Origin of the sequence: Echinicola rosea, from assembly GCF_005281475.1 — a bacterium.
Lineage (GTDB): Bacteria > Bacteroidota > Bacteroidia > Cytophagales > Cyclobacteriaceae > Echinicola > Echinicola rosea.
In genome coordinates this window covers 1-14715 of sequence record NZ_CP040106.1, presented here as the reverse complement: position 1 = coordinate 14715, position 14715 = coordinate 1, and the positions used below count along the sequence as shown (strand labels likewise).

Sequence of the window (14715 nt, the reverse complement as noted above, 5' to 3'; positions counted from 1 at the left end):
ATTTATCTGAAACAATTCTTTTTCTATCTTAGAACCGAACTATGCCTAAAAATATAATTTTCCTTTACCTCCTATTTTTTCTGAATGGAGCTGTAATGGCTCAGTCCTTTCAGATGAACAAGCAAATCAAGGGATTGGATTTGCCTTCACAGGTTGTGTCTTCCATAAACCAGGACAAATCCGGCAGGATATGGTTTGCGACGACTAAGGGTGTTTTCTATTCAGATGGGATCAATACTTATGGTTTGCCAGATGAATTGACAGCCAGTATGGAAGGTACGGCTTCCTTTAAAATTGACGAGGACGGAGAAGTGTGGGTGTATGCCAAAAGAGGAAAGCCACAGGTGTTTAAGTTAGTAGAAGGAGAGTGGAAAAATTACAAAATAGCGGATAGGGTTAAGGCGCTTTTTAGCGGAGAGAAAATGGGTTTTTTCGTTTCAGGAGGCAAAGATGGCAAACTATTGGTGCTTTCAGAAAAAGGGGTGCTGGCAAGCACTTATGAAGATTCAAATGATTGGAAGGGCCATTACTACGACGAAGATGAGTGGGGTAAATTGAGATCGGTGTTTTGCTGCACCACTGATGAGGTGCTTTTCTTGTTTGGGAAAAAGACTGCCCGCTTTTTAAAAGGAAAAATAGCCCCTTTCGAATTCAATGAGGAGTCACTACCAAGCCCTGTTTGGACGGTGCGGTACAGTGATGCCGATAACCGGTACTATTTTTTGGGAAATGACTTCCTTGCCAGCGGTGAGCGTTTATACAAAATTGATACCATTATTGATCAAGGATTTTCTCAGATAGATTACTTCTCAGAGCGGCAGTATGGGTTGCAAGTGAAGGACGGAGCAGTATATTACTTCTTTAATTCCCAATTGTACAAATACAACTTAGCTAATGGGCAGATAATTGAGATTTCTACCTATGATGTGCTTAAATCCTTCTATATCAATACGTGTTTTGTTGATCGTGAAAATATCATTTGGATCGGCACGGAGCGAGGAGTGGTAAATCTTCCCACCTTACGTTTTCAAAACTATAACAAATGGAAAGGCTTATTGGAGCATGAGGTTTCAGCCGTGCTGACTTTAAATGAGCAAGGTACTTTATATGGTTTTAACAACGGTATTCAGCATTGGAAGGATGGCAAAGTGGTTTTTGAATCCAAGGCAGAAGGGGGGACAGGCGAACCAAAAAACCGCGTTACAACCTTCCATCAAGATAAAAACGGGATCGTTTGGATTTCTTCAGCCATCAGGGGACTGGGAAGGTATGATCCTTCCACTTATCGGTTGAGCTTTGTTCAGGAGCCAGAAGAATCCTTTGTGATGCATGCCCTTCCAAAGGGAGATAGTTTGTTTATTGTAGCAGAAAGGCATGTTTATCTCAGCACTATTCACAATAAAGGAAGAAATCATTTTAGTAATGAGATTTCCCAAGAGTTATTTGATGAACTATTGGGAATGCCTCCAAATGATATCCGCAAAGTAGGCTTTACGAATGCAGGTAAGCTCATTGTTATGGCAGGAGACTGGGGAGCACTTCAAGATACAGTTTACGATAATGATGCTGTCATGGCTTTCTCTGGATTCGATTGGAAGCACCATGAGCAGGGGTTTCTGTTGGCGACGAACGACGGATTGAAGTACTATGATGGTCATAGCCTAAAACATTACATGGTAAATGGGCAAAAAGTCGATCGTCCCGTTTATTCCATTCTGGAAGATAAAAAAGAAAATATTTGGGCAGGGACAGACGAGGGAGTTGCCATCATTGGCAATGGGACGATTCGCTACTTTAATGAACATAGTGGCCTGGTCGGGAATGAAGTAAATAGGGGCGCGTTTACGGTGGATGAACAGGGAAGAGTGCATATAGGTACTCAAAATGGGTTGTCCGTGTTTATTCCTGAGGAGGATGAGGTGTTTTTTGTTGAACCTAAGGTTGCCGTAGGGAAAGTCAATATCCTAGGAGTGGAGGATGATAGAAAGATCTCAAGAGATAAAATTCCATATGAACTTAATAATGTAGAGTTTGAGTTTAGTGCGATAAGTTTCTTGCAATTAGCAAATTTTACGGTCAGTTATAAATTGGAAGGATTTCATGATGACTGGCAGTATATTCAAAATCCGAGAACCAACAAACTTCATTTTAATAACCTGCCCCCGGGGGATTACCAGTTAAAGGTGAAGGCCAGTCTGGGAGGGCAGTTTTCTTCAGGTATTGCCAGCTCCGAGCAGTTTTCGATCATCAAACCCACTTATTTGCAGTCTTGGTTTATAGGGGTCGTAATACTTTTTCTGTTAATGCTGGGCTTTGGCCTGAACGTACTGATTACGCAGTTTAAGGAGCAAGGGGTGCTTCAGAAAAGCATCGATGAGAAGAATCAGGAGATCAAAACGGCAGAGGACCAGTTCAAAAATGTTTGGGAGAGTTCACAGGATGGGTTCATGCTTCTTAATTTAAAAGGGGATGTATTGGCGGTAAATCCATCCATGACCAAAATGGCCGGAGTAGAGGCGTATAGGCAGTTTACCGGAAGGCATATTAAGGAGTTTTTTAAAAAACCAGAGTATTATTATGAGCACAAGGATTTAATTCTTCAGCTTATTTCCAAAAGTGTAAGCGGTTCTATGGAAGCGTATATGCCTTTTCACAGTGGTTATAAAAATATTGATCTTTTTGTAACCAAAGTAAACCCTGAAAAAAGTGATGATATTGTGTTGATGGTGTTTCGGGATGTCACTGATAAGAAAATCTATGAGGAAGGACTAAAGGAAGCCAAGGAACGTGCAGAGGAAGCCAACCGGATAAAAACCAATTTCCTGTCCAATATGAGCCATGAGATCAGGACGCCGCTCAATGGGATTTTGGGCAGCACGGAGAATATCATATTCCAAAATAAGGACAACCACTCTTTGGTCGGGCAATTAGAAATAATTATGGAAAGTGGGGAGCGCTTATTGCACACGATAAATAGTATTCTCAGCATGGCCAAGATCGAAGCCAATAAAATGGAGGTGGATTATGAAGAGATCAATATCAATGATTTTCTGTCCCATTTGTTGATTCCATTGAAGACGTTGGCGATGAAAAAGAACCTTTTACTGACGGCTCGGTTTGCGACCAAGCCGTTTGTGGCAAAAGTGGATAAGCGGTATTTTGAAATGATCGTCAACAATATCGTCGGGAATGCGATCAAGTACTCTGATGAGGGGCTTATCAAGGTGAGACTGAAAAAAGCAGATGATAAAATCCACCTTGAGGTCAGCGACAATGGCATCGGGATGAGTGAGGAGTTTATCCATAAAATTTATGCACCATTCGAACAGGAGAGTGCGGGATATGACCGTCAGTTCGAAGGCACGGGGCTGGGATTGTCCATTACCAAGAGCTTGGTGGGACTACTTGGTGGATCCATTGAAATAAAGAGTAAGAAAAATGCAGGAACTACCGTCTTGGTGATTCTTCCTGTCAATTAAAATATGCTTATTATTGTAAAAAAATACGTGATCTTTTTTTGACTCAAACGGAAAGTTATGCTCGCACTTAAAATCCTGATAGTAGAAGATGATAATGTTTCTGCCCTGTTGCTGAAGAAAGCCCTGGAAAAGAACCACCATGAAATCATGGGGATCGCAGCCACTGGTGAGGAGGCATTGGATATCATGGAAGAAGTGTATGTGGAGCTGGTGATGATGGACATTAATCTAGGAGGAGAACTGGATGGGATCAAAACCACGGAAATCATCAATGAGAAATTTGATATCCCCGTCGTGTACCTTACGGCCAGTTCTGATGAAGATACCCTCCAGAAAATAGCCGGTACCAATCCCAGTGCCTATGTAATAAAGCCTTTTAATATCCGGGAGCTCAATATGATGATCGAACTTGCGATCTTCAAGGATAAAAAGGAAAAAGAACTCCAAAAACTTAATAATGAGCTAGAGGAAAAGGTACGCCAGCGCACTGCTGATCTCAATGAGGCAAACAAGGAACTGAAAAAAGCACTGGAAAAAGAACGTGAAATAGGGGAGTTGAAATCAAAGATAGTTCAGAATGTGTCGCATGGATTTAAGACCCCCTTGACTTCTATCCTTAGCTCTGCGCAGCTGCTCCAGATATATTCAGAAAAAGACCATCCGATGAAGGGGAAGCTGATGAAGCACTCGCGGAAGATCGAAAATTCCGTTCGGAACCTGAACAATCTGCTTACTTCAGTCCTGTTTTTCGGTAAGGCTGATGCCAATAAGATCGATTATAAGCCTTCCCGGTTTTTTACAGCAGCTTTCTTTAATGAGGTCATCGATGTGGTCAAGGCCAATAACGATAAGGATGTGACCATGGAGACTTCTTTTACGGATGTTCCCAAAACGCTTAAATCAGATACCGATTTGCTCTATCAGGTCTTTGAAAACTTGCTTAGCAATGCAGTGAAATATTCCAAAAACAAGGGCAAAGTAATGTTTAGCGTGGCTGTTAAAGATGATATTATGACCGCCAAGATCGAGGATGATGGTATTGGGATTCCGGAAAAGGAACAATCCCAACTGTTCGATCGTTTTTTTAGGGCAAAAAATGTAGGGATCACAGAAGGATCTGGCCTAGGGCTATCGATCGTAAAGAAATGCGTAGAAGTACTAAAAGGAGAGATCACTGTCGAAAGCAAGGCAGGGAAAGGCTCTATATTTACTGTCAACATTCCAATCAATTGATATGATTCTTGCCAAGGATATTTCGTTTTATTATGAAAAGGGACATACCCTTCCCATTCCTGATATAACACTTCAAGAGGGAGAAGAACTATTGGTGCTAGGGGCGTCCGGAAGTGGAAAGACTACTGTGCTTAATATTTTGGGAGGCTTGCTAAGGCCAATCAGCGGGGTGGTGCAGATCGACAATACGCGGATATACGACTTGAAAGGAGCCCGTTTGGACAAGTTCCGAGGAGCTAATATCGGAATGGTCTTTCAAAAGCCCCATATCCTTGCCCCGCTGAGCGTCAAGGAAAATCTTCGGTTGGCACAGTATTTTTCGGGAAGTTACGATCATGGGCTAATTGATAGGCTCTTGCAGGATCTGGGCATTTCGCACAAGGCAGGATCAAAAGTAACAGCACTCAGCGAAGGCGAGGCCCAGCGGGTGTCCATCGCCCGGGCATTGGTAAACAATCCCAAAGTGGTATTGGCGGATGAACCTACTGCCAGTTTGGACGATGAAAATGCAGAAATAGTTGTGAATTTATTAAAGGAACAAGCAAAGAAAATGCATTCGGCACTGATTATCGTGACACATGACCACCGCGTGAAAGAACATGTACCAAACCAAATCATGATGGGAGGAAAACGATGAATATGCTGAAAATAAGCTGGAAATACCTGGTTTCCAAACCGCTCAATACAGGACTTAATGTTTTGCTACTTGCTTTAGGACTGGCGATTATTACGGTTTTACTGCTGATGCAGGACCAGTTCGAGAATCAAATGAGTAAGGATGCCAAGGGCATTGACTTGGTGGTCGGAGCCAAGGGCAGTCCGTTACAGTTGATTTTGTCCAGTGTCTATCACATTGATTTTCCTACGGGCAATATTGATTTAAAAGAAGCCAAGGGAGTCTCTCGAAACCGGCTGATAAAGAATGCAATTCCGCTGGGGTTGGGAGATAATTATCAGGGATATAGGATCGTAGGGACCAATTATGATTACTTGGAACTGTACCAGACAGCATTTGCCAATGGGAAGGGATGGGAACGTCCATTTGATGTCGTATTGGGCAGTGAGGTAGCCAAAAAACTTGACTTGAAAGTAGGAGATGAGTTTTTGGGTTCGCATGGAATCGAAACCGGCAGTCATGAGCATGACCATCATCACTATGTCGTGAAGGGGATTTTGGCCCCATCTGGTAAAGTGGTGGACAAGTTAATCCTTACCGCTCTGGAGTCGGTGTGGTTTACCCATGATGAAGGAGAGGAGCATGATCATGCTGCCATGGAAAAGAAAGTGGCGAAACATGGTTTTCCCGATACGGAGAAAGAGCGAGAAGTGACGACTCTTTTGATCCAATACAGAAGTCCAATGGCCGCTGTAAAGCTCCCCAGGTTTATCAATAGCCGGAGTTCTTTGCAGGCTGCTTCCCCCTCGTTTGAGATCGCACGCTTGTTTGAATTATTGGGCGTTGGGATTAAGTTGATCAAAGGTTTGGCCTTTATCATTATTTTCATCGCTGGCTTGGGCATCTTTATTGCACTGTACAATTCCTTGAAAGAGCGGAAGTACGATTTGGCCGTCATGCGTACGATCGGTGCTTCCAAGGGACAATTATTTGTCCATATTGTCCTAGAGGGAGTGATTTTGACATTCTTGGGAGCCTTGACCGGGATCCTGATAGGGCACCTTTTTCTGTCGTTCTTGGTTATAGGTCAAGAACAGGGAGCTTTGAGCAATATTTCTGCTTGGGTATTCCTACAGGATGAAGTTTGGATCGTCGTATATGCCGTGGCCGTTGGGGTCGCCGCTTCATTGATACCCGCCACGGGCGCGTATCATACGGATATTGCCAAGCAACTGACGAAATAACATAGAGATTAATACAATACCATGAGATTAAAAATTAGCGTAATTGCAGTAGGGCTGATGGCTATTTGCGGAGTCAGCAAGGCGCAGGATGACAATGTATGGAAGACATTGACAGGAGTAACCTATGAGGTTGGGGAAGATGAGTATGGGGAGCTTTACCTTCCCGTCTTTAGCGAGGATATTCAGGAGCTGGAAGGTGAGGAAGTTTCAGCGGAAGGTTATATCATACCATTCGAGGGGATGTTTAAGCCTGAGCACATCATTTTATCCTCTTTGCCTTTGGCCGAGTGCTTTTTTTGTGGTTCAGGTGGGCCAGAAACGGTCATGGAGGTGATGATGGCGGATCCCATCGAATATACTTCCAAGCGTGTCAAAGTAAAGGGCACATTGAAGCTAAATGCCAAAGACCCGGAAAAATTAATGTACATATTGACCGATGCCGAGTTGGTAATGTAAAAGAAAAGGCCCTCTCAGAGGGCTTTTTCGTTTTCCATATTTTTGAAGAGGTCCATTAATCGCAGGGTGTGCTTACCCACCTCTCCGGTACCAATAGGTTTGTGATCGATTTTGGTGATGGGTAAAATCCGCTTTGTGGTACTACTCATGAACACTTCATCTGCCGCCATGACCTCCTCCAGTGTGATGTCCCGGATCTGAGTGTGTGGGGCGAGTTCCAAGATGTTTTTTCGGGTGATCCCCTTAAGGATATTGGACTGGGGTGTGCTGATAACATCCTTTTTCACGATGAAGACATTGCTTCTGGAACTTTCGGATACCACCCCATTGGCGTAGTACAAAACATCTTCTGCACCATTGGCTTTCCAGTTGGCACTGAGATAGACAGGAAGAGCGTAATTGGTCGTTTTGATTTCAGGGATCGGCCGGATATATTCAGCGGTCAAAAGATGGACACCTTTGCTGTATTTTTCATTGGACGGCATTAGCAGCTCCTCACAGAATATGAATAGACTTCCATGGTCTGGAGAAAAATGATTTTCAGCCACACCTCCGGACAGGATCATTCTAATCCCCCCCTGCTTGAGGTCGTTCTTTTCTATCAGTTCCAAAACAATGCGCTTTAATTGGTTTTCGTCAAACGGGAGGTGTAGGTGGGCCTTGGCTGCCGATTGGACAAAGCGATCCAGGTAGTCTTCCAAAAATAATGGAACGTAATCAACTGTTCTGAAAAAATCAAAAACCGCATAACCTCTGATCAGTCCAATGTCCAGTGGGTGGAGACTTGCTTTCTCGCTGTCAACGATATTGTCCCCGGCAAAACAAAATGGCTTCATAAATTCTTTGTTAGCATTGATGGTTTTTCCTGAAATTGTCGTGTTCATAGGGCCATAGGATATGGCGATGGACACGCCCCGTAAAAATAAGGGTTACGGTTATGTTTTTACTACTAAAGGAGGTATTCTTTTAAGAATAGTCATTTATTGATCTAGGAGTAGTATAAAGCCGAAAAGATGAAACAGCACATAATTCCAATGAAAGTGTTTGTGGTTTTATGTTGGTTTTTAAATAAAAAATGTGACTTTTGTGTTTTAAGATGGGTTGGTGTGATTTTTGAATAGCCAAATTATAAAGCTACAAATGCAGGTTATGAAGATATATTGGAAAATAATTGTATTGGTTTTTGTTACGGGAATACTGGTCTCGTGTAATGGTCACCAAAAGGAAGTGGATAAACTTAAGGGAGAAGTTTTGGGGATCCATGATGAAGTGATGCCGCTCATGGGAAAGATTAAGGAAGAACAAAAGCGACTAATGGCAGCCTCAGGAAAGATAATGGCTGCTGATTCGGCTAAAAACAAAGCTAAGGCCGATGAGATGCGCAAAGTGGCCAAAAAGCTAGAGGATGCTTACGAGGGAATGTTTGTATGGATGCGGCAGTACAAAGTGGATTTTGAAGGGATGGAGACGGAGCAGGTAATTGCTTACCTTGAGGACCAGAAAAATAAAGTGGTCAAAGTAAATGAAGATATTACAGAAGCATTGGAAGAAGCAAGGTCCTTCTGATCGATCAGACAGGATTTGGTTCAGGTAGGTTGTTCCGTTAGGAAAAAGGATTTGTAGAGGCCTCAATCGACTTTTAAGTATTTTTTCACCTGACTGACTTCAACCCGTTTTTCCTGGTTTCCAAAGACCGTATAAATATAAGTGGCTATTTCAGCAATTTCCAAGTTGGTCAACTGGGGATTCCCAGGCATGGGTTGGTTATAGTTGATACCATTTACAGTGATTTCGCCTTGGATGCCGTGTTTGATAAGTCGGATGGTCCTGCCTGTGTCATTTAGCATGAAGTCAGCATTAATTAAAGGGGGAATGAGCTTTCCCAGCCCATTGCCTTCTTTTTGATGGCAGTTTGCACAGTATTTGGCGTACAGCAATTGCCCTTCGATGGCGTATTGGCGGGTTTTGATGTCTTCGATTTCATTTAGGGAAATTAGCCCGTCATCATTTTTATTATCCGATTTGCAAGCGACCGTCACGAAGAAGAGGGCAAAACACCAAGCCAAGATCCATTTAAGAGTGTTCCTTACCATTATGCAGTATTTTAGGGATGTCCTTCATCAATTCATCGACTTGGTCTTCTTTGGTGCCGTCATAGACACCTCGGATATGGCCCGCACGATCAATTAGGATAAATGCACCGCTATGCAGAAAACCTCCGGGTTCATTTTTGTCCTCCATTGCCGTGGCCAGGTAACTGGTCTGGCCAATTTCAAAAATCTTTTCCTGCTCTCCAGTAAGAAAGTGCCAAGTGGAGGCGTCTTCTATGCCCAATTTTACCGAATAGTCTTTTAGCACTGCTACCGTGTCATGGGTAGGGTCTATGGAGTGGCTCAAGATCTGGAAGTCAGGATTGTCCTTGAATGCATCATATACCCTTAGCATCTGGGTTTTCATGATAGGACAAATGGTGGGACAACTGGTGAAGAAAAAGTCAGCCACGTAAACTTTCCCTTTAACATCACTATTGGTTATGGTATTTCCATCCTGGTCCGTAAAAGAAAAAGGGGCGATGGTGTGGTACAGGGTGTCGGTAACGGTTTTGCCATTGACGGTTTTTTCTTCAGCTTGTTTGAAACCCAGATATGGGAGTTTTTTTTGGCCATCAGATTTTGAAGTGCAGTTCCAAACCGTCAGAATACTGGATAGGAGGATAAATATGAAAAGGTTGTGTTTGACCATGGTGTTGATTCCTTTATTTTATTGTTGATGTCGCTTTTTCTTGTACCATTTGATGGCGAGCATTAGGAGGATACTCAGTCCAATTAGTCCTATTAGACCCCATAGCATGTTCAGGAGGTTTTTGAGGACGATCAGGAAGACAATGGCGAAGAGTAATACTGTCGCTACTTCATTCCATATCCGCAGTTTGGTAGAGCTCCATTTGACGATGCCGTTTTGGAGGTTTTTGTAGATGCGATGGCAGATAAAATGATAAATGTACAGCAGAACTACGAATCCCAGTTTGGCATGCATAAAGCCAAGTTCCAAATAACCCAAACGATAAGTAAGCGTCCAGGTTCCAAAAATCAACGTTAAAATAGCAGATGGCCAAGTGATGCCCAGCCAGAGCCTCTTGGCCATGATGTCCAATTGGGGTTTGAGGATTTTTTGCTCCTCGGGAGATTTCTCCATCGCCTCGGTTTGGTAAATGAAAAGCCTTACAATGTAAAACAAACCAGCAAACCAGGTGACTATAAAGATTATATGCAGTGCTTTGAGATATTCGAACCCCATATCCAAATTTTTCCCCTAAATTAAGGGTTAACTAAGGAAGTGGAAAGGGGAATGTAAAAAAGTATTGAAATGTGAGAAGTGAGACTTGATCCTCCCGTTTTAGGGGAGGTTAGGTGGGGGTATTTTGGAGCAAAGAGAAACACAATAGGACTTTAGTAAATGACTAGCGATTTCAATATTTGATAATGAAAACTAAATTTTAATCCATGGCCTTTTAAAATATGTACAAAATGGATCCGCCTTGCAGGTATTGGGCGTTAAGAAATTAAAAAGCGGGTGGGCAAGAAGGCAGGCTTGTTTGACGAAATACTAGCCAAAAAGAATGTTGACTGCTAGAAAAGGAGGAGTTTGCCTGCATGAGGGAAGGTTTTAATTTTAGGCCAATAGCTGCACACCTGTGCGCCGTGGCGTAGCGGCGGGGTTTTTTGGTCACTTCTTTTACCTGAAGCAAAAAAGTGACAAAGGTAAAGAGATGAAAACCATCTTGGAATTTAGCAGAAAAACAATAGAACCAATATTTCCAGGTACATACTAACTAAACGGCATTGATTCCGGGTTTAAGAGAATGGCTAATAAAAAATGATATGTCAAATGATTTTTGACAACGAATAAGCGTTAACTATGAAAAACACCAAAAAGCTTTATTATTTGATTGGGATACTGGTGCTGGTGCTACTGGTTTGGATGGTAAACGATACGTTCACTCAGCCTGGTGTCAAGGATTTACATACCACATTTCGGGAAGTGTCCGCTTACAGAAATGAGAATAATACCGGGCCCATTAGGCGAATCTATGCGGTGGAGGTGTCCGATACGGTTTGGCATGAATTGGAGCAGTATGGCAAGCTGATGCCCCACACTAAATATGGAAAGACGCAGGTGTATTTTTTTATGGAAAATACACAAGCACCTGAAGATATCAACGGTGAGGAGCCTTATTTTGACCCTGCACGGTATCCTGATTGCATTGGAAAGTATGAAAAAAAGGCAATGGGAGAGGAGTACTTCAAAAAGTATCCATTTAGGTAATCAAAAGGGCTGTTTGCGGTAATGTCTAAAAATGAACGAAATAGGTGGAAGGCAGTTGATTATGCGGATGGGGTCTTGTCCGGTGACCTTGCCATGCTCAGTAGGGCGATTACCTTGGTAGAAAGCAGGTTAGAGTCAGATCGAGCAATAGCCGACCAAGTCATCAACATGCTAATTTCCCATACAGGTAGATCCAAGCGGATTGGGATAACTGGAGCACCAGGAGTCGGCAAGAGCACTTTTATAGAGCAGCTTGGCAAAGAGGTAATAAAAAAAGGGCTTCGACTGGCCGTATTGAGTGTGGATCCTTCCAGTGCCAAGTCAGGAGGAAGTATCTTGGGGGACAAGACCCGAATGGAGCAGCTTTCCAAAACTGAAAAGGCCTTTATCCGCCCCTCTCCAGGAAGTGGCCATCAAGGAGGGGTTTCGGCTTTTACCAGGGAGGCAATGCTGCTATGCGAAGCGGCTGGCTATGAGGTGGTCATTGTAGAGACCATTGGCGTGGGGCAGTCTGAAGTGCAGGTGAAGGAAATGGTGGATTTTTTTATGCTATTGGTGCAGCCGGAATCCGGCGATGAGCTTCAAGGAGTAAAGAGAGGGATTATGGAAATGGTGGATGCCATTGTCGTCAATAAAGCTGACCGTTCTAACTTGGAGAAGGCCAAGCAAACACAAAAAGAACTGGAGGGTGCCCTTCATCTTTTACACCAAGAAGCAATCCATGGCCAGGGTAAGGTGATGTTGGCGTCCAGTTTGGAGGGAAGTGGTTTTGGTGATATATGGAAAGTCACGGAAGACTATTTTACCACTATTCAGCAATCAGGATTTTTAGAGCAAAACCGGCTGAACCAGCGCACCTATTGGTTTTATGCCCATGTCCAACGGATTTTGGAGCAGAAATTTTATCATAATCCAGCGGTAAAGGAACAAATGGCAAAGGCCGTAGCTGAAGTGAAGCAGGCAGAAGCTTCGCCGGCCAATGTGGCAAGGAAATTGGTAGAGGAGTTCTTTAAGAAACTATCATCAAAAAGCAGTTAATATGGTTAAGTATTTTCTGATGATCGGACTAGCGATCCTTGTAAGCTGCAATGACAAAAGTAATGGACGCCATAAAGAGGATGACCTTGCCTACAGCCAAGCTAGTGTCCAACGCCAAGCATGCGTAGGTAAGGACAGTGCCTGCGCGGAAGTAAAGATAAACTACCCGCGGTTTTCAGGGGATGACCAGCAATTGACAACTTGGCTTAATCTTCATGTGAAAGAGCAGTTGTTGATGTATCTGCAGTGGGGTGAAGCCTCACCCCAAACCGATAGTGTGGAGGTAGCCGCGGAGATGTTTTTGGGGGAGTATAAAGAAATGGCGCATGATTTTCCAGAAACATCCCTGTCTTGGTTTTTGAATACAGCAGGAGAGGTGGTTTTTGAAAGCAGCAAAGTGATGTCCTTGATGTTCACCAATAGCAGTTTTACGGGAGGTGCACATCCCAATTATTCGGTTTTGTTCATGAACATTGACCTTGAAGGACTTCGTCTGCTGAAAAATGAAGATCTGGTGTTGAATGAATCAGCACTGCTGGAAAAAGCGAGAATAGCGTTCAGGGAATTCCATGAAGTGGATGCTCAAGTGAGCTTAAAAGAAGACGGTAGGTTTTTTCTTGATGATGGGGAGTTTTTTTTACCTGTAGCAATGGGGTATGAGGGCGATGAATTCGTTATGGTGTACAATAGTTATGAAATAGGCCCTTACTCCTTGGGCTTGACCGAGCTACGTTTCCCATTGAAGGAAGTGGATGGGCTGGTTTGGTCGCCCATGAAAAAGAAAGGTCTTACCCATTAGTAAGACCTCATTTTAAATTTTTTACGCTGCTCATTGATGGCGTTTCGAAAGGAAGTATCCGTTTCCATCAGGTCATTGACCGTCTGGACAGCGTGGATGACCGTACTGTGGTCCCGTCCTCCAAAATGATAGCCAATTGACTTTAGGGAGTGGTTGGTAAATTCTTTGGAAAAGTACATGGCTACTTGCCTTGCCACCACAATTTCCTTTTTACGGGTTTTGGCTTTTAGGTCATCTAGCTTGATGCCGTAATAGTCCGATACCGTTTTTTGGATAAAGTCAATACCTACCTCTGTTTCAATGTCCTTGACGATGTTTTTCATGATCGTCTTTGCCAGTCCCAAGTCAATTTCTACCCGGTTAAGCGAGGCGTGGGCAATCAACGAGATCAATACGCCTTCCAGTTCACGGATATTGGTGTCCACGGTGTAGGCCAAGTATTCGATGACATCATCAGGGATATAAATGCCCTCTGTCTGCATCTTCCTTTTGATAATGGCCACCCTGGTTTCAAAATCCGGCATATGCAGATCCGCTGTCAGTCCCCATTTAAAACGGGAAAGCAATCGCTCCTCAAGACCTTTGAGGTCCCTAGGCGGACAGTCTGAAGTCATGATGATCTGCTTTTTGCTTTGGTGGAGGTGGTTGAAGATATGGAAGAACATTTCCTGTGTCCTGTCCTTGCCCGCCAAAAACTGGATGTCATCGATGATCAATACGTCCACCTGCATGTAAAAATTGGTAAAGCTCTTTACATTTCCATCCTTTATGGAATCCATGAACTGATTGACGAACTTTTCAGAAGAGACATAGAGCACAAATTTGTCCTCGGGTCCATTTTTGATTTCGTTGCCAATAGCTTGGATCAAATGCGTTTTGCCAAGTCCGACACCGCCATAGATCATTAGCGGGTTGAAGGAGGTCACTCCGGGCTTGGTGGCTACGGCATAGCCAGCAGAGCGCGCCAAACGGTTACAGTCTCCTTCGATGTAAGAGTTGAAGGAGTAGTTCGGGTTAAGGTTAGAGTTTAGGAGCGCTTGGGCGTCCAGTGATTGCATTTCAAAAGGACTTCTCCGCTCTTCCTTTACCTGTTTTTCGTTTTTCTTCTTGTTAGGATTGATATTGCCTTGTGGATAGCTGACCACGTAAGGTTGGTTTTGGGAGTTTCCCCTGTCCACTACCACAGCGTATTCCAGCTTGCCATTTGGGCCTAGGATATTTTTGATGGCAAGCTTTAACACCTGTACATAATTATCCTCCAGCCACTCATAGAAAAATTGGCTGGGTACCTGAATGGTAAGTACAGAACCGTCCAATCTCACCGGGTTTATGGGTTTAAACCAAGTGGAAAAGCTTTGTTCGTTTACGTGTTCTTGGATGATACGCAAACACTCGTCCCATACTGCTTTGGCCTCTGAATTCATTTATAATAGGTTACAAGAAAGAATTATAGATGCTCCGCTTCACCATTGAAGGGCAACAAATTTGGGGAAAATATATCTAAATTAAAAATCGAAAATAGCT

General features: G+C 43.3%; 14 protein-coding genes. 9 read left to right on the top strand and 5 right to left on the bottom strand.

The window, feature by feature from the left end:
* The first annotated feature begins 41 nt into the window (after positions 1-41).
* Genes FDP09_RS00070 through FDP09_RS00050 form a run of 5 tightly spaced genes read left to right on the top strand, consistent with a single transcriptional unit; the run spans position 42 to position 7028 of the window.
* Entirely contained in the window at positions 42-3479 is a 3438-nt protein-coding gene (locus FDP09_RS00070; RefSeq protein ID WP_137400723.1) for a sensor histidine kinase, read from the top strand.
* Between the two features lie 57 nt (positions 3480-3536).
* The gene (locus tag FDP09_RS00065; RefSeq protein WP_137400722.1) at positions 3537-4712 is read left to right on the top strand and encodes a hybrid sensor histidine kinase/response regulator; all 1176 of its coding nucleotides are present in this window, start codon (positions 3537-3539) and stop codon (positions 4710-4712) included.
* Position 4713: 1 nt separating this feature from the next.
* The gene (locus FDP09_RS00060; RefSeq protein ID WP_137400721.1) at positions 4714-5349 is read left to right on the top strand and encodes an ABC transporter ATP-binding protein; all 636 of its coding nucleotides are present in this window, start codon (positions 4714-4716) and stop codon (positions 5347-5349) included.
* On the top strand, positions 5346-6572 hold the full coding sequence (locus FDP09_RS00055; protein ID WP_137400720.1) for an ABC transporter permease: 1227 nt from the start codon (positions 5346-5348) through the stop codon (positions 6570-6572). The genes FDP09_RS00060 and FDP09_RS00055 overlap by 4 nt, the downstream gene beginning before the upstream one ends.
* 21 nt (positions 6573-6593) lie before the next feature.
* Positions 6594-7028 carry a hypothetical protein gene (locus tag FDP09_RS00050; RefSeq protein WP_137400719.1) on the top strand — a complete coding sequence of 145 codons (435 nt, stop codon included), beginning with the start codon at positions 6594-6596 and terminating at the stop codon, positions 7026-7028.
* A gap of 14 nt (positions 7029-7042) precedes the next feature.
* Here the strand turns inward: FDP09_RS00050 and FDP09_RS00045 are convergent, their stop codons facing one another.
* Positions 7043-7912, bottom strand: coding sequence for an aminotransferase class IV (locus FDP09_RS00045; RefSeq protein WP_308421158.1), 870 nt, complete (start codon positions 7910-7912; stop codon positions 7043-7045).
* A gap of 265 nt (positions 7913-8177) precedes the next feature.
* Between FDP09_RS00045 and FDP09_RS00040 the strand changes: the two genes are divergently transcribed.
* A complete protein-coding gene (locus FDP09_RS00040) occupies positions 8178-8594 on the top strand; it encodes a hypothetical protein (RefSeq protein WP_229683471.1) in 417 nt (138 codons plus the stop codon).
* A 62-nt stretch (positions 8595-8656) separates the two neighbouring features.
* Here FDP09_RS00040 and FDP09_RS00035 read toward each other — a convergent pair whose 3' ends face one another.
* Genes FDP09_RS00035 through FDP09_RS00025 form a run of 3 tightly spaced genes read right to left on the bottom strand, consistent with a single transcriptional unit; the run spans position 8657 to position 10325 of the window.
* Positions 8657-9121, bottom strand: coding sequence for a c-type cytochrome (locus FDP09_RS00035; RefSeq protein WP_137400718.1), 465 nt, complete (start codon positions 9119-9121; stop codon positions 8657-8659).
* Positions 9102-9770 carry an SCO family protein gene (locus FDP09_RS00030; protein WP_137400717.1) on the bottom strand — a complete coding sequence of 223 codons (669 nt, stop codon included), beginning with the start codon at positions 9768-9770 and terminating at the stop codon, positions 9102-9104. The genes FDP09_RS00035 and FDP09_RS00030 overlap by 20 nt, the downstream gene beginning before the upstream one ends.
* An 18-nt stretch (positions 9771-9788) precedes the next feature.
* Positions 9789-10325, bottom strand: coding sequence for a CopD family protein (locus tag FDP09_RS00025; RefSeq protein ID WP_137400716.1), 537 nt, complete (start codon positions 10323-10325; stop codon positions 9789-9791).
* 621 nt (positions 10326-10946) lie between these two features.
* On the opposite strand from FDP09_RS00025, the gene FDP09_RS00020 reads away from it, so the two are divergent.
* Genes FDP09_RS00020 through FDP09_RS00010 form a run of 3 tightly spaced genes read left to right on the top strand, consistent with a single transcriptional unit; the run spans position 10947 to position 13191 of the window.
* Positions 10947-11354, top strand: coding sequence for a hypothetical protein (locus FDP09_RS00020; protein WP_137400715.1), 408 nt, complete (start codon positions 10947-10949; stop codon positions 11352-11354).
* A 21-nt stretch (positions 11355-11375) separates the two neighbouring features.
* Positions 11376-12392, top strand: coding sequence for a methylmalonyl Co-A mutase-associated GTPase MeaB (gene meaB, locus FDP09_RS00015; RefSeq protein WP_137400714.1), 1017 nt, complete (start codon positions 11376-11378; stop codon positions 12390-12392).
* Position 12393: 1 nt separating this feature from the next.
* Positions 12394-13191, top strand: coding sequence for a DUF3298 and DUF4163 domain-containing protein (locus FDP09_RS00010; protein ID WP_137400713.1), 798 nt, complete (start codon positions 12394-12396; stop codon positions 13189-13191).
* Here the strand turns inward: FDP09_RS00010 and dnaA are convergent.
* Positions 13188-14615: a chromosomal replication initiator protein DnaA gene (gene dnaA, locus FDP09_RS00005; protein WP_137400712.1), complete on the bottom strand. Its 1428-nt coding sequence runs from the start codon at positions 14613-14615 to the stop codon at positions 13188-13190. The genes FDP09_RS00010 and dnaA overlap by 4 nt on opposite strands.
* Positions 14616-14715 lie beyond the last annotated feature (100 nt).

Excerpts from the sequence above, each read along its gene's own strand:
- FDP09_RS00050 (WP_137400719.1), top strand. The coding sequence starts at position 6,594 with ATGAGATTAAAAATTAGCGTAATTGCAGTAGGGCTGATGGCTATTTGC.
- FDP09_RS00020 (WP_137400715.1), top strand. The coding sequence starts at position 10,947 with ATGAAAAACACCAAAAAGCTTTATTATTTGATTGGGATACTGGTGCTG.
- FDP09_RS00055 (WP_137400720.1), top strand. The coding sequence starts at position 5,346 with ATGAATATGCTGAAAATAAGCTGGAAATACCTGGTTTCCAAACCGCTC.
- FDP09_RS00040 (WP_229683471.1), top strand. The coding sequence starts at position 8,178 with ATGAAGATATATTGGAAAATAATTGTATTGGTTTTTGTTACGGGAATA.
- FDP09_RS00025 (WP_137400716.1), bottom strand. The coding sequence starts at position 10,325 with ATGGGGTTCGAATATCTCAAAGCACTGCATATAATCTTTATAGTCACC.
- FDP09_RS00060 (WP_137400721.1), top strand. The coding sequence starts at position 4,714 with ATGATTCTTGCCAAGGATATTTCGTTTTATTATGAAAAGGGACATACC.
- FDP09_RS00035 (WP_137400718.1), bottom strand. The coding sequence starts at position 9,121 with ATGGTAAGGAACACTCTTAAATGGATCTTGGCTTGGTGTTTTGCCCTC.
- FDP09_RS00030 (WP_137400717.1), bottom strand. The coding sequence starts at position 9,770 with ATGGTCAAACACAACCTTTTCATATTTATCCTCCTATCCAGTATTCTG.
- FDP09_RS00010 (WP_137400713.1), top strand. The coding sequence starts at position 12,394 with ATGGTTAAGTATTTTCTGATGATCGGACTAGCGATCCTTGTAAGCTGC.
- meaB (WP_137400714.1), top strand. The coding sequence starts at position 11,376 with ATGTCTAAAAATGAACGAAATAGGTGGAAGGCAGTTGATTATGCGGAT.
- FDP09_RS00070 (WP_137400723.1), top strand. The coding sequence starts at position 42 with ATGCCTAAAAATATAATTTTCCTTTACCTCCTATTTTTTCTGAATGGA.
- FDP09_RS00045 (WP_308421158.1), bottom strand. The coding sequence starts at position 7,912 with ATGAACACGACAATTTCAGGAAAAACCATCAATGCTAACAAAGAATTT.
- FDP09_RS00065 (WP_137400722.1), top strand. The coding sequence starts at position 3,537 with ATGCTCGCACTTAAAATCCTGATAGTAGAAGATGATAATGTTTCTGCC.
- dnaA (WP_137400712.1), bottom strand. The coding sequence starts at position 14,615 with ATGAATTCAGAGGCCAAAGCAGTATGGGACGAGTGTTTGCGTATCATC.